This is a genomic window from Nocardioides sp. B129/18, assembly GCF_055282735.1.
In genome coordinates, this window is record NZ_JBUZJI010000024.1 from 18551 (window position 1) to 31938 (window position 13388).

Below are 13388 nucleotides of genomic sequence, written 5' to 3' on the forward strand. Positions count from 1 at the left end.
GTTGACCTCGTTTGGGAGGATGGCGGGATGCCGAAGGAGAAGGGGCGCACGCTGGTCGCGCAGAACAAGAAGGCGCGCCACGACTACCACATCGAGGACACCTACGAGGCCGGGCTGGTCCTGCAGGGCACCGAGGTGAAGTCGCTGCGCCAGGGACGCGCGTCGCTGGTCGACGGGTTCGTCGACATCGACGGCCACGAGGCGTGGCTGCACGCCGTCCACATCCCCGAGTACTCCCAGGGCACCTGGACCAACCACTCGGCCCGCCGCAAGCGCAAGCTGCTGCTCAACCGCGACGAGATCGACAAGATCGAGCGCCGCATCAGCGAGAAGGGCCTCACGGTCGTCCCGCTGTCGCTGTACTTCAAGGACGGCCGCGCCAAGGTCGAGATCGCCCTGGCCAAGGGCAAGAAGTCGTGGGACAAGCGCAACGCCATCGCCGAGCGCACCGCCAAGCGCGAGGTGGAGGTCGAGGTCGGCCGTCGCCTGAAGGGCATGCGTGACTGACGCTGCGGTCGTCGCGGCCGGCGAGGCCGCCGACGTCCGGGCGTTCTGGACGCGGCTGGGCCTGCCGGGGCTCTTCGACGTCCACACCCACTTCCTGCCCGAGCGGCTGCAGGCCAAGGTCTGGGCGCAGTTCGACGACGCCGGCCCGCTCATCGGCCGACCCTGGCCGATCCGCTACCGGCTGCCGCACGCCGAGCGGCTCGCGATCCTGCGCGACTTCGGCGTCCGGCGGTTCTCCTCCCTGCCCTACGCGCACCGTCCCGGCGTCGCCGAGGGGCTCAACGCGTGGGGCGCGCAGGTGAAGGCCGAGGCGCCGGAGTCGCTGTGGTCGGCGACGCTCTATCCCGAGCCGGGGGCCGCCGGCTACGTCGCCGCGGCGATCGAGGCCGGGGTCGAGATCGTCAAGGTGCACGTGCAGGTGGGCGCCTTCGACCTCGTCGACCCGCTCCTCGACGACGCCTGGCGGCTGCTCGCCGAGGCCCGGGTGCCGGTGCTGATCCACGCCGGCCACGCGCCCGTCGGCACCGACCACACGGGCCCGGGGCCGATGGCGCGGCTGATGGCCGCCCACCCCGACCTCACCGTCGTCGCGGCCCACCTCGGGGCGCCGGACTACCTCGACTTCTGCGACCTCGCCGAGCGCTACGAGCGCCTCCACCTCGACACCACGATGGTCTTCACCGACTTCTGGGACACCGCCTACCCCGACGAGCTCGGCCCGCGCCTGCTCGCGCTGCAGGACCGCGTGCTCTTCGGCAGCGACTTCCCGACCATCCCCTACCCCTACCTCCACCAGCTGGAGTCGCTCGAGCGCCTCGGGCTGGGGGAGGAGTGGCTGCGCGCGGTGTGCTGGCACAACGGCGTCGCGCTGTTCGGGGCGCCGCCGGACTGACAGAGGGCTGACAGAGGGCTGACGGAGGGCTGACGGAGGGCTGACGCCGGCGCGTCGACGACCTAGGCTCGCCGGATGGATCCTCGGGCTCGGACCACGGCTCAGCGGCGTCGGCTGGCGGACCTCTTCGACCGCCTCGACGACGCTCAGCTGGAGACCCGGAGTCTCTGCGACGCCTGGACGGTGCGCGAGGTGCTCGGTCACCTCGCGATGCCGCTGGTCGCGGGGAGCGGTCTGATGCGCGAGATCGTGCGGGCCTGGGGCTCGCTCGACCGCGCCAGCGTCGCGGTCGCTCGACGGCTGGCGCAGCGCCCGGTCGGCGAGCTCACCTCCGCGCTGCGGGAGCGGGCCCGACGTCCACCGCCCGGCGCCGGGTGTCGGGCCCCTCGGTCAGCTCGCCGACTGCTGCCTGCACCTGCGCGACTGCGCTCGTCCGCTCGGTCTGGACGACGACGCCGGCCTCGACGACTGGCGGGTGCTGCTCGATCGCCTGCCCCGCGGGATGCCGGGCCTGGTGCCGCGCCGCCGCTGCGAGGGCCTGCGCCTCGTGGCCGCCGACCAGGCGTGGGCGTGGGGGCGCGGCGCGGAGGTCGCCGGCCCCAGCGAGGCGCTCGCGATGGCCCTCGGCGGGCGCGTCGTCGCCCTCGACGACCTGCGCGGCCCCGGCGTCGAGGTGCTCGCCGCTCGCCTGCGTTAACCGGATGCTCGACGCTGGCACCGGCCGCTAGACTGGTGCCACAACTCAACAGGGGGCTGATCGGTTTCGACTTGGGACGTTAGTTCCAGGGGAAGCGGGTCGAGGAGCCAGCGACATCTCGTAAACGACCGCTGGAAACCCATAACTGCCAACGCTAAGCGCAGTTCCTTCGCTCTCGCCGCCTGAGCGGTGATCGAAGCGTCTGACCGGGCATCCGTCTCCGTCCCGGACCCAGGCGTCATCTAGGAGACTTGCCTTGCATCTGCTGTCGGGGTGGATGCGTGGGACTCAAACCCGACTGAGCCTGTCGGTGACATGTCAGTGTGAGCACCGGGGCCGAGAAAAGCGACCTCACTGACTGCACCCGGAGAAGACCTGGTTCGGCGCTCGAGGACCGGGGTTCGATTCCCCGCAGCTCCACTGCGCACAGCCCCTGCTGGACGAGAGCCGCCCGACGTCGTCGGGCGGCTCTCGTGGTCGAGGGGCTCGTCTCGTGCCGCCAGCGACGCCTCGGTGCCATCAGCGCGCGGCGAGCGTGGGAGGTCCGGTCGATCGTCACCGGATCGTCAGGTCCGCGGCCTCCGACGCAGAGGTCGGGCATGCATGCTGGTCCGGTGAGCGCTGACGGTCCTCGGAGCAGGGCCCAGCTCCTCGCTGCACTCCTCGTCGCGCTCCTGGTCGCGGCCGGCTGCGGTGGCCGGTCGGTGTCCCAGGGTCCGGCCGATCGTCCCCTCGCCGGCCATCGAGGCGCGCCCGCGACGTCGTCCTGGACGCCGTGGCCCCAGGCGCTCCACGACGCCGGACACTCCGGCGCCAGCCCCGCCGCGGGGCCGACGACCGGACGGCTGCGCTGGACCCGGCGGCTGGAGGGCGACGTCACCCCGGGCCCGGTGGTCGCCGCCGACGGCACGATCTACGCGGCGTCCAACGCCGGGATCCTCCACGCCCTCGATCCGGCCACCGGGCGGGACCGGTGGACCCTCGACGGGGGTGGCTCCTACGGCCTCGACCTCTCCACCAGCCCGGCCGTCCTGCCGAGCGGCCTGATCCTCTGGCCCGGCCCGCGAGGTGCGCTCATCGCCGTGGCACCCGACGGCACCGAGCGATGGCGCCTCGGCCTCGGCGGACTGGTCACCTCGCCCGCAGTCCGGGCCGACGGGAAGGTGGTGGTCGGCACCGACACGGGGCTGCTCCTCGCCCTGATCCCGTCGTTCGCCGGCCCGGGCGTGCGGTGGCGCCTGGATCTCGGGGAGGGCGGCTACGGCTCGCCCGTGCTCTCCGACGACGGTCGGACCGTCTACCAGTCGGTGCTCTCCGGGGTCGTCGCCGTGCGGAAGGCCGCGGTGGCCTGGCGCTGGCGGGTGCCGCGAGGCCTCATCGAGGTCAGCCCGGCGGTCTCGCCGTCCGGCACGGTCGTGATCGGCACCAACGACGACTTCCAGTACGGCCTCGACCCCGCTGACGGCTCGGTGCGCTGGCGCTACCGTCGAGGTGTCTGGACCTACTCCTCGCCGGGCGTCACCCGCGACGGCGTCGCCTACTTCGGCGATCACCGCAACCGGATCGTGGGTCTGGACGCCGAGTCCGGTGCGAGGCTCTTCAGCCACCAGGGCTCGACCGTCGACGACGGCCCGGGGGGCATCGGCATCTGGACCTCGGTGCTCGTCGACGGCCGCCACACCGTGTACGCCGGCACCCGCCAGGGACTCGTCTACGCGGTCGATCGCGACGGTCGCCGTCTGTGGACCCACGACGCGGGAGCCACCGTCGACTCCTACCCGGCGCTCACCGCCGACGGTGCCCTGGTCATCGGGGTCACCGACGGACGGCTGCTCGCGTTCGCCGACGACTGACGCCTGCGCGGCGAGGGTCGTTCACGATCGCGCGGCCGCCAGGATCTCGGCGCGGCGGCGTCCGAGGTCGACGATCTCCTGGCCCAGACGCCGGCGCTCGGCCTCGAGCCGGCTGCGCAGCCCCGCCAGCTGACGGGCGGCCTCGTGGGTGCGCTCGGCGGCCTCGCGGATGCGCGAGCGCACCGACCAGTCGCTGAAGATGTTGTCGAACCAGACGTCGAAGGTCGTCAGCAGCCCGGACACGCCGACCCCGTCGACGCCGGCCTGGCCGAGGTCGGCCAGCTCGCGGGCGAGAGCGCGCAGGGCGGCGTCGGCGTCGCGCAGGCGGGCCTCGGCCTCGTCCATCCGCTGGTACTTCATGGCGTCGGTGAGCAGGCCGCCGCCGAGGAAGGTGTCGTAGGTGGCCCAGTCGCCGGCGCGGCCGAGCAGGTCGGCGGCCGAGCCCAGGGCGGTGTCGGCACGGGCCGCGGCGGTGATCGCCTCGTCGACCTCCCGCTGCCGGGCGCTCGCGGTGCCGAGCGCCACCGCGACGTCGGCCAGCGCGGCCGAGTGCGGGCCACCGCCCTCGACGAGCGCCTGCTCGACGGCGTCCAGAGCGCGACGACGCCGGGCCGCGACGTCGCCGAGGCGGGAGCGGGCCGCGTCGAGGGCGTGCAGGCGATCCTGTGCCTGCGCGACCCGCTGCTCCTGGGCGGCGTGCGCGTAGAGCGCCGCCTGCTGCTCGGCGCGCTCGCGCGTCAGCTCGGCGTCCCGGACGCCGCGCAGCGCCGCCCAGATCCGGGTAGGACCGACGCGCTCGAGGCGCGTGACGTCGGCGTCCTCGAGGTCGAGGACCGCGCGGGTCGTGCGCAGGCGGCCGCGCTCGGCGTCCAGCTCGGCCCGGGCGGAGGCGAGGCGACGCTCCAGCGTCGCGGCCTCGGTGACGGCGCGCTCGGCGTCGTCCAGCGTGCTCCAGAGATCGCTCACGCCCGGCAGCCTAGGGATGCCGGAGCGTGCGGTCGATCAGGTTCGGCGAGAGCGGGCGAGACCGGGTGAGGTTGGATGGAGCCATGGCCCGCCTCGGATTCCTGCACACCGCCGACGTCCACGTGGCCACCTTCGACGCGCTGCTCGACGACCTCGCACCCGAGCTCGACCGCTGGCACGTCGTCGAGCCCGGACTGCTCACCGCCGCCCGGGCCGGCGAGCCCGTCACCGCCTCGGTGGAGGCCGCGCTGCGCCGGCTGCGTCAGGACGGCGCCGGCGTGATCGTGTGCACCTGCTCCACCCTCGGCGCCGTCGCGGAGTCCCTCGCCCCGGCGCTGCGCCTGCCGGTGGTGCGGGTCGATCGCCCGATGGCCGCGGCCGCCGTCGCGGCCGGGCCGCGGGTGCTGCTCGTCGCCGCGCTCGCCTCGACGTTCGAGCCGAGCCGGGCCCTGCTCGAGGACGAGGCCGCGGCCCAGGAGCGGGGCCTGGAGGTCAGCGAGCTCGTCCTCACCGCCGCCTGGCCGCTGTTCGAGGACGGCGACCGCGACGGCTTCGTCGCCTCCATCGCCGACGGGGTGCGCCGCCGCGTGGCGCAGGAGCCCGTCGACGTCGTCGTGCTCGCCCAGGCCAGCATGGCCCCGGCCGCGGACCTGCTCGGCGACCTCGGCGTCCCGGTGCTCGCCAGCCCCCGCGCCGCCGTCGCGCAGGCGCTCGCCCTGCTCGAGGGACCGGTGGTGCGCGAGCGTCGTCCCGACGACCTGCCGGCCGCGGGCCGGATGCTGCTGGCCCAGCAGGCCGGCTCGCACTACCCCTACCGCGACCCGCTGCCGATGCCCGCCGCGGAGTTCCTCCACGGCCACGACGCCCGCGGCGCCTGGGTGGCCGAGCACGGCGGACGCATCGTGGGGCACGTCGCCTGGACCCAGCCCGGCTCCCGGCTGGCCGACGCCACCTCGCTCGGGCTGGCCGCGGCCGCCCACGGCTGCGAGCCCGAGGCGCTCGGCTGGGTGTCGAGCCTGGTCGTGGCCGAGGAGGCGCGGGGGACCGGTGTCGGTCGGGCGCTGCTGGCCACCGCCGTCGCCGGCATCCGCGCCGCCGGCCGGCGTCCTGCGCTGGAGGTGCTGCCGGTGCACCCGGCGGCGCTCGCGCTCTACACCGAGACTGGCTGGATCGAGGCCGGCCGGGTGCGTCCGGGATGGCTGGGCGAGCCCGGTCCGGAGGCCCCCGACGTCCGGGTGCTCGTCCTTCCCGAACCGGCCTCCGGCCCGCGCTCCGCGGACTACCGTGGAACGATGCCGCCCCGCGTCCGCCTCCGCGCGATCGAGGGCGTCGACCTCGGGCTGCTGCCCGGCGGCGACTCGCCCTTCGACGACTTCGGTCCGCGCGCGCCGCGCACGTCCCCGCCCTCGCCCGACCTGCGCGCGAGCCCCGGCGGCCTGGCCGTCGTCGACCCCGAGAGCCATGCGTTGCTCGGCATGGTCAGCTGGGTCTGGCAGCGCTGGGGCCCCAACCCGGAGTCGTCGAACCCGATGATCGGCATCTGGCTGCGCCGCGAGGCGCGTGGCCGGGGCGTCGGCGTCGCCGCCCAGGCCGCGCTCGTCGACCTGTTCTTCGAGCACCTGCGCGTGCACCGCGTCGAGGCGCACACCGACGTGGAGAACCTCGCCGAGCAGCGCGCGCTCGAGCGGATCGGCTTCCGGCGCGAGGGCGTCATCCGCGGCGCGCAGTGGCGTCAGGGCGCCTACCGCGACGGCTGGCTGTACTCGATGATGCGCGGCGAGTGGGTCGCCGCCCGCGCGTCCGACCCGTCCTGAGGGCCGATCCGTCGCGACGTGGCACGCGAGTTGTCTGCTTGGCACGCGACATCTCGCGTGCCGAGCAGACAACTACCCGGTCAGCCGGGTCATTGACCGACGCCCGCTACCGCGGGATCACCGAGAACAGGAACCGCCGCTTGACCATCGCCCAGATCATCAGCACCACGACGGTGTGCACGAGGGTGCCGATCCAGAACGAGCCTCGGTCGAGGCCGGGGATCGAGCCGACGGCGATCACGAAGAACACGTGGACGATGAAGACGTAGAGGCTGTTCTCGCCCATCGGCGTCCAGAACCAGCCGACGGCCTTGTCGATCGGCTTCCAGCAGGTGGTCAGCACCGCGTAGGCGACGACGATCATCAGCGCGAGGTCGACGAGGCGGCCCGGCTGCAGGAACACGCGCACGTAGGCGTTCTGGTAGAGCCAGGCGTAGGAGTCGGCCGGCAGCAGCTGCGGCGTCACGCCCTGGTGGTGGCAGACCCACAGGTAGACCAGCACCCCGGCGTAGGCGGCGACCGCGAGGCCGACGAGCACCTTGCCCAGCCGCGTGGTGAGGGACGAGACGATCTGGCGTCGGTACCAGCCGAGCACGAGGCCGTGGGCGAAGGGAAGCTGCCAGGTCAGCAGCGGGAAGACGTACTCGAACTGCGAGGGCAGCGGGTGGTAGCCCGTCTGGGTCTCGACGACGTACAGCGCCCACGAGATCGCCAGCAGCACCCACCACAGGCGCCGCTTGATCAGCCACATGCACGCCGGCAGCAGCAGGCTGAGCACCACGAAGAGGCCCATGATGTTGAAGACCCACGGGCCCATCTCCAGCAGCAGCAGCTGCTTGACGGCGTACCAGGGCGGCGGGTAGTCGAGCAGGCGCGGCAGGTTCGGGTAGAGGTCGTAGACCTGGCCGACGTCGGCCCCGCCGCCCTCGCCGGTGCCGCGGTCGACGAAGGTCGTGACGACCTCGCTGTTGACCTTCGGGATCAGCCCGAGCAGCGGCACCAGCAGCACGACCACCAGAGCGGTGACGTACTGCTTGCGGGCGCGCCGCCACATGATGACGGCGGTGGCCCACTCCCCGGCCCGCTTGAGGGCGGGCCGGTAGACCATGCCGAGGACGACGCCGGAGAGCAGCACGAACATCTCCGCGCCGGTGATGGCGCCGATGGCGTTGAGGGAGACGTAGCTCCAGACGCCGGAGACCTCGATGTGGGTGGCGACCACCGTGATGATGATCCAGCCGCGGAACAGGTCGAGCCGGTGGTCGCGGCTGGTGCCGTCGCCCTGATAGCGCCACGAGGGAACGAACCGCCCGATCAGGCCGGCCAGCAGGTACGCGACGGCGAGCAGCGCGACGCAGAACACGATCCAGCCCATCTCGCCGCTGGGGTCGTCGGTCTGACGCCCCTGGGCGGTGGCGGCGCTGCTGACGGCCTGGTCGAGGACGCGGGTGACCGGGCCGAGGCTGAGGTCGGAGGAGTCGAGATCGCGCCGCAGCGCGCCGGCCACGGCCCGCGGGCGGGTGGCGCCCCATCGGGCCTCGTCGCCGTCGATCTCGTCCTCGGGACGGGTCAGCTCCAGCCACGTGATGCCGCGGATCATCGGATGATCGGCGTCGGCGGCGAAGACCTGACGCCACCACGCCTGCTTGATCGCCAGCACGCCGGGGCCGGCGGGGGCGTCGGCGTTGTAGAGCGCGGAGGTGGCCACCAGCATCGGGCGGTCCTGGCCCTCGGCGAAGCGCTGGTAGAACGAGCGCCGCGCGGTGGTGCTGGCGTAGGCCCACGTCTCGCTGAGGCGGTCCTGGTACTCCTCGGGCGCCGGCTCGGTGTTGGCGCCGAAGGGCTGGGCGGTGCCGAAGCGGTAGACCGAGAGCCCGACCCAGTCGGCGGCGTCGGCTCCGGGCCAGTAGGGGCCGTAGGGGTCGTCGGCGTCGGTGACGCGGCCGTCGCCGTTGGTGTCGAGCTGGGCGGGGTCGCGGGTGCCGGCGGGGTCCACCTCGCCGTACGCGCGCCCGAACGGGTAGCCGGCGCCGTACGAGGGCGACCACACCATGGCCGCCTGGTCGGTGGCCGCGTGCACCGCCCGCGCCACGCGCTGGAACGCCGCGACGTAGGCCCGGGGCTGCTGGCCCCAGATCACCCAGGAGCCGTTCATCTCCGGGGCGAACCGCACCAGGGTGTAGGAGTCGAAGTCGGTGTGGATCTGGTCGAGCACCTGCCCGAGACGGCGGGCGTCGGCGATGGTGAGGTCGCCGAGGCCGATCTGCGGCTCGAGGTCGACGACCGGCACGGCGCCCTGCGAGGCGGCCTGCTGGGCGAACTGGCGCAGGTAGGTGACGTCGTCGTCGGTGAGCGGGTAGTGCACCCGCTGGGAGTACAGCGAGGGCTGGGTGCCCAGCCGCTGGGCGTAGGCCTTCGCGGTGTCCTTGGTCCAGTCCAGGGCGGGCCCGAACCACGGCGCCCCGGCCGCGGGGAGCTCCGGGACGGGGTCGGGCGAGGGGTCCTCGGCCGCCTGGGCCGGCGCGGGCACCAGCAGCGCGAGCAGGGCCGCGAGTGCTAGGAGCGCCAGCAGCGGGCGCCTCATCCGGCGGCTCCGCAGCGCAGGTGCCAGCGGTTGCGGTCGCCGTCGCGCTCGTAGGAGAGGTGGTCGAGGGCGGCCAGCGCCAGCGCCAGGCCGCGCCCGGACTCGGCGTCGTCGGGCGGCATCGTCACGGTGCTGAGGTCGATGGCGGCCGGCTGGCCGTTGTCGAAGAGCGTGCCCAGGACGCCGTCGGCGGAGGCGTCGACCTCGACGGTCAGCAGGCGGCCGGGCGCGTCGGGGGCGTAGGCGTGCTCGACGATGTTGCCGAGGATCTCCACCAGGCCCATCTCGAAGCGCATCGTGACGTCGGGGGAGAGGTCGGGGACGGCCTCCCACACCGCCACCAGGCGCTCCTGCACCTGGTCGACGACCGGGGGCTCCGCCGGGGCGGTGAGCCGCAGCGTCCCAGGAGCTCCGGGGCTCGTGGCCTCAGACATAGAACGCGCCCTCCACGGTGTCGCGCGGCCGCAGCACCTTGTCGAGGTTGGTGAGCTTGAGGACGGTGAGCACGGCCTGGGTCGGCCGGGCGATGCGCAGGTCGCCGCCGGCCTGACGGGCGGTCTTGAGCGCGCCGATGAGGGCGCCCAGCCCGGAGGAGTCGAGGAAGGACGTCTCGGCGAGGTCGACGACGATGCGACTGGTGCCGTCGGCGATGAGCGCCTCCAGCGTCGTGCGCAGCTGCGGCGCCGAGACCATCGTCAGCCGACCACGCGGGACGACGACGCCGATGCCCTGGGAGTCGGTGCTGACGTCGATGTCGATCATGGTGCTCCTTGGGCTGCGTGCCGGGGGGTGGGGTCGGTCGAGTCGGGCCGGGGTGCGGGTTCGTAGCCCTTGTATCGGGCGGCCCGGACGATGATGGAGAAGATCGCCAGGTCGAAGACGACCCAGACCATGTTGAAGATCGCCCCGAACAGCGGTGCCTGGCCCACGGCGATGCGCACCACGCCGACGACGAGGGCCAGCACCAGCAGGCCCATCGCGATCAGCTGGGGCTTGACGAGGTCCCAGCGCGGGCCGACGTCCTCGCGCTTGGTCTTCGGGGTGACGGCGAAGTCGAGGTCGCGGCCGAGGAAGACGTTGCCGAAGGCGGAGGTGAAGGACTTGATCCACGTCGGGAAGAGGGCGAGGGAGTACTGCTGGCCGCGCCAGGTCGGTCTGCCGGCCGCCACGACGATGAACAGCAGCTGGTTGACGATGAGGAACGGCACCAGCCGCGCGAAGAAGTCGACGCTGTAGGCCTGCACCGGCAGGACGCCGATCGTCAGGTAGGTGATCGGCGCTGCGAGGTAGACCAGCGCCGCGAAGCCCGAGAGGTAGCTCCACATCGTCGCGAAGTACATGAGGCGCTGGGTGATCGAGAGGCCGCGCTGGGTCAGCGGGTTCTCGCGGAACATCACCTGCACCGTGCCCTGCGCCCAGCGCAGCCGCTGGGTCAGCATCGTCTCGAGGTCCTCCGGCGCGAGGCCGTGGGCGAGCACCTCGTCGTGGTAGACGCTGCGCCAGCCCAGGCCGTGCATGCGCATGCAGGTGGCCATGTCCTCGGTGACCGAGATCGTCGCCAGCGGCATGATCGGCTGGGCCTCCCCGGAGCGGCCGACGTCGACGGCGTCGACGAGCGCGCGCACGGCGTCGACGGCGCCCAGCGGCGACCACTGGCGGTGCGCGAGGCGGTCCAGCGCGGTGGCCGAGACGCCGGCGAGGGTGTCGACGGGGTCGTCGGCCAGCGCCTCCAGCTCGGCGATGATCGCGAGGTCCTCGGCGACCGCGCTCAGATCGGCCTCGACGAGCTCGCGGTGCACGGAGTCGACGCGCCGCTGGAAGCGGTAGGTGACGTCGAAGAGCGCGACGCCGCGGTCGAGCTCGCGCTGGGCGCGCTTGACGTCGTGGGCGATGGCGTCGAGGGCCTCGCCGATGCGCTCCTGGCCCGGCTCGAGGGCCTCACGTGCCTCGCTGAGCACGGTGCGGGCGGCTCGCAGCGCCTTGCGGACGCCGACCTGCACCTCGTGGGCGTAGCGCGCGATGCCCAGCTGCATGAGGGCCTCGCGGCGGATGACGGCGTTGGAGCCGCAGAAGAACGCGGCGTTCCAGCCGTCCTTGCCCTGCTGGATGGGGCCGTAGAACAGCGGGGCCTGGCTGCCGAGGGGGTCGGAGTCGGGCACGTTGACGAAGTACTGCGGGGTCTGGACGAGCGCGACCTGCTCGTCGGAGAAGTACCCGACGGTGCGGTCGAGGATCTCCGGCGTCGGCACCTGGTCGGCGTCGAGGATGAGGATCAGCTCGCCGTCGGTGGCCAGCAGCGCGTTGTTGAGGTTGCCGGCCTTGGCGTGCCGCGGCATGCCCACCCAGTCGGCCGAGCGGGTGATCCAGCCGATGCCCTCGGCCTCGGCGAGCTCGCGCATCGCGGGCCGGTTGCCGTCGTCGAGGATCCAGGTGCGGTGGGGGTATCGGATGGCCTTGGCCGCGCGTGCGGTCTCCATGACCAGCTCGAGCGGCTCGTTGTAGGTGGTGATGAAGACGTCGACCGTGACGTCCTCCGGCGCCGGCGGCGGCTCGCCGCGCTCGCGCAGCCGCCACATCGTCAGCCCGAAGAGCAGGGAGTCGATGAGGCTGTAGGTCTCCGCGATCACCAGCGGCACCGCGATCCACCAGGCCGACCAGTGCACCGAGAAGCCCCAGCGCCAGATCAGGTAGTTCAGCCCGAGGACGGTGGTGAGGACGACGATCACCCGCACCAGCACGAGTCGGCGGGTCAGGCGGGTCGGCTCCTGGGCGGTCATGCCGGCGCTGCGTCCCGGAAGGCGGCCAGCACGGTGACGTCGTCGGAGGCCACGGAGCCGCGGGCCAGCTCGGTGACGCGCGCGAGGAGGTCGCGGGCGTCGGCGGCGGCCCGGGTGAGGGCGCCGACCTCCTCCACCCAGGCCTGGTCGTCCTCGAGCAGGTCGAGGAGGCCGTCGCTGAAGACGACGAGCCGGTCCCCGGGCGCCAGGGAGAGGCGCTGCTCGGTCCAGTGGGCCTCGACGACGACCCCGAACGGGAGGTCCTCCGAGCCGAGCGCCTCGACGCCGCCGTCGGCGCGGACGACGAGGGCCAGGCCCAGGCCGGCGTCGACGTAGCGGGTCCAGCCGTCGTCGAGGTCGACGGCCACCTGCAGCAGGGTGACGAAGGCGCCGGTGCGCTCGAGGTCGGGCAGCAGCGCGCGGGCGACCTGGGTGGAGGTGATGCCGAGGTCGACGCCCGCGGTGACCGCGCTGTGGGTGCCGCGCACCGCCGCGCGCACGCCGGCGCCGACCAGCGCCGCGCCGGTGCCCTTGCCCATGACGTCGCCGAGCACGAGGTCGGCGACGCCGTTGCTGACGCCGTAGTCGAAGAAGTCGCCGCCGACGGCCAGGGCCGGCAGGCAGATGCCGGAGATGTCCCAGCCCTCGGCGGTGAGGGCGCTGGAGGGGAGCATCGAGGCCTGCACGCGCTCGGCGGCGGCCATGTCGTGGGAGGAGGTCAGCTCGCGCTCGGCCCAGTAGGCGAGGTCGGCGAAGGCGCGTCGCTGCTCGTGGGTGAGCTCGCGGGGCCGGGAGTCGAAGAGGCACAGGGTGCCGACGACGTTGCCCTGCCCGTCGCGCAGCGGCACGCCGCCGTAGAACACGACCTGGCCGGTGACGACGAGGTCGAGCCCGGAGAACCGGTCGTCGAGGCGGGCGTCGGGCACCAGCACCGTCTCGCCGAGATCGGTGGTGGTGTGGCAGAAGGTCTGGCGACGCGGCGTCGGCTCGCCGGCGAAGCCCTCGGCGGCGGGGAACAGCGCCTGCTCGCCGTCGAGCACCGTCACCGACGACCAGGCGACGTCGAAGAGGAGGCGGGCCACGCGGGTCACGCGGGCGAGTCGTTCGCCGAGCTGCTCCTCGGTGAGCAGGAGGCTCTCGACCGCACGCTGACGCCGCTCCTCGCGCCCGAGGGAAGAACCGGGAGTCACCGGATCAACCTGTCACATGCCCCTGGCCGCTTCCAGCCCTGTGGGCCGATCCTGGCCGTTCGGACGAGCGGTGTGGCCCGGGCCTTGCCGGGACGTGGCCCGCGGGTG

At 73.4% G+C, this 13388-nt stretch carries 11 protein-coding genes, 1 other RNA gene and 1 pseudogene; 7 read left to right on the plus strand and 6 right to left on the minus strand.

All coding sequences use genetic code 11. The features are described 5' to 3' along the window. Positions 1 to 27: 27 nt before the first annotated feature. From smpB to ACZDWJ_RS15680, 6 genes and pseudogenes are all read left to right on the plus strand, one after another. Positions 28 to 507 (plus strand): SsrA-binding protein SmpB, encoded by a 480-nt coding sequence (smpB, locus tag ACZDWJ_RS15655; protein ID WP_463522326.1) that lies wholly within the window; start codon positions 28 to 30, stop codon positions 505 to 507. Beyond that, positions 500 to 1399: an amidohydrolase family protein gene (locus ACZDWJ_RS15660; protein ID WP_463522328.1), complete on the plus strand. Its 900-nt coding sequence runs from the start codon at positions 500 to 502 to the stop codon at positions 1397 to 1399. Before smpB ends, ACZDWJ_RS15660 begins: the two co-directional genes overlap by 8 nt. 75 nt (positions 1400 to 1474) lie before the next feature. Then, a pseudogene (locus tag ACZDWJ_RS15665) lies at positions 1475 to 1840 on the plus strand (maleylpyruvate isomerase N-terminal domain-containing protein); the annotation flags it as partial. A gap of 34 nt (positions 1841 to 1874) precedes the next feature. Further along, positions 1875 to 2096 (plus strand): hypothetical protein, encoded by a 222-nt coding sequence (locus ACZDWJ_RS15670; protein WP_463522414.1) that lies wholly within the window; start codon positions 1875 to 1877, stop codon positions 2094 to 2096. Positions 2097 to 2148: 52 nt separating this feature from the next. Next, positions 2149 to 2519: a transfer-messenger RNA gene (gene ssrA / locus ACZDWJ_RS15675) on the plus strand. A 191-nt stretch (positions 2520 to 2710) separates the two neighbouring features. Continuing rightward, positions 2711 to 3949: an outer membrane protein assembly factor BamB family protein gene (locus tag ACZDWJ_RS15680; RefSeq protein ID WP_463522330.1), complete on the plus strand. Its 1239-nt coding sequence runs from the start codon at positions 2711 to 2713 to the stop codon at positions 3947 to 3949. Between the two features lie 21 nt (positions 3950 to 3970). Here ACZDWJ_RS15680 and ACZDWJ_RS15685 read toward each other — a convergent pair whose 3' ends face one another. Further along, the gene (locus ACZDWJ_RS15685) at positions 3971 to 4915 is read right to left on the minus strand and encodes a hypothetical protein (protein WP_463522332.1); all 945 of its coding nucleotides are present in this window, start codon (positions 4913 to 4915) and stop codon (positions 3971 to 3973) included. Positions 4916 to 4998: 83 nt separating this feature from the next. Between ACZDWJ_RS15685 and ACZDWJ_RS15690 the strand changes: the two genes are divergently transcribed. Further along, positions 4999 to 6729 carry a GNAT family N-acetyltransferase gene (locus ACZDWJ_RS15690; RefSeq protein WP_463522334.1) on the plus strand — a complete coding sequence of 577 codons (1731 nt, stop codon included), beginning with the start codon at positions 4999 to 5001 and terminating at the stop codon, positions 6727 to 6729. Between the two features lie 106 nt (positions 6730 to 6835). On the opposite strand, the gene opgC is transcribed toward ACZDWJ_RS15690, so the two are convergent. From opgC to ACZDWJ_RS15715, 5 genes are read right to left on the minus strand one after another with little or no spacing between them, the layout of a single operon-like run. Beyond that, positions 6836 to 9313: an OpgC domain-containing protein gene (gene opgC / locus ACZDWJ_RS15695; protein ID WP_463522336.1), complete on the minus strand. Its 2478-nt coding sequence runs from the start codon at positions 9311 to 9313 to the stop codon at positions 6836 to 6838. Next, positions 9310 to 9747: an ATP-binding protein gene (locus ACZDWJ_RS15700; protein ID WP_463522338.1), complete on the minus strand. Its 438-nt coding sequence runs from the start codon at positions 9745 to 9747 to the stop codon at positions 9310 to 9312. The genes opgC and ACZDWJ_RS15700 overlap by 4 nt, the downstream gene beginning before the upstream one ends. After that, positions 9740 to 10075, minus strand: coding sequence for an STAS domain-containing protein (locus ACZDWJ_RS15705; protein WP_463522340.1), 336 nt, complete (start codon positions 10073 to 10075; stop codon positions 9740 to 9742). The genes ACZDWJ_RS15700 and ACZDWJ_RS15705 overlap by 8 nt, the downstream gene beginning before the upstream one ends. Further along, positions 10072 to 12090 (minus strand): glycosyltransferase family 2 protein, encoded by a 2019-nt coding sequence (locus tag ACZDWJ_RS15710; protein WP_463522342.1) that lies wholly within the window; start codon positions 12088 to 12090, stop codon positions 10072 to 10074. The genes ACZDWJ_RS15705 and ACZDWJ_RS15710 overlap by 4 nt, the downstream gene beginning before the upstream one ends. Next, positions 12087 to 13280 (minus strand): PP2C family protein-serine/threonine phosphatase, encoded by a 1194-nt coding sequence (locus ACZDWJ_RS15715; RefSeq protein ID WP_463522344.1) that lies wholly within the window; start codon positions 13278 to 13280, stop codon positions 12087 to 12089. The genes ACZDWJ_RS15710 and ACZDWJ_RS15715 overlap by 4 nt, the downstream gene beginning before the upstream one ends. Between the last annotated feature and the right edge of the window lie 108 nt (positions 13281 to 13388).

Coding starts and splice junctions, on each gene's coding strand:
- ACZDWJ_RS15700 (WP_463522338.1), bottom strand. CDS start 9,747: ATGTCTGAGGCCACGAGCCCCGGAGCTCCTGGGACGCTGCGGCTCACC.
- ACZDWJ_RS15705 (WP_463522340.1), bottom strand. CDS start 10,075: ATGATCGACATCGACGTCAGCACCGACTCCCAGGGCATCGGCGTCGTC.
- smpB (WP_463522326.1), top strand. CDS start 28: ATGCCGAAGGAGAAGGGGCGCACGCTGGTCGCGCAGAACAAGAAGGCG.
- ACZDWJ_RS15690 (WP_463522334.1), top strand. CDS start 4,999: ATGGCCCGCCTCGGATTCCTGCACACCGCCGACGTCCACGTGGCCACC.
- ACZDWJ_RS15710 (WP_463522342.1), bottom strand. CDS start 12,090: ATGACCGCCCAGGAGCCGACCCGCCTGACCCGCCGACTCGTGCTGGTG.
- opgC (WP_463522336.1), bottom strand. CDS start 9,313: ATGAGGCGCCCGCTGCTGGCGCTCCTAGCACTCGCGGCCCTGCTCGCG.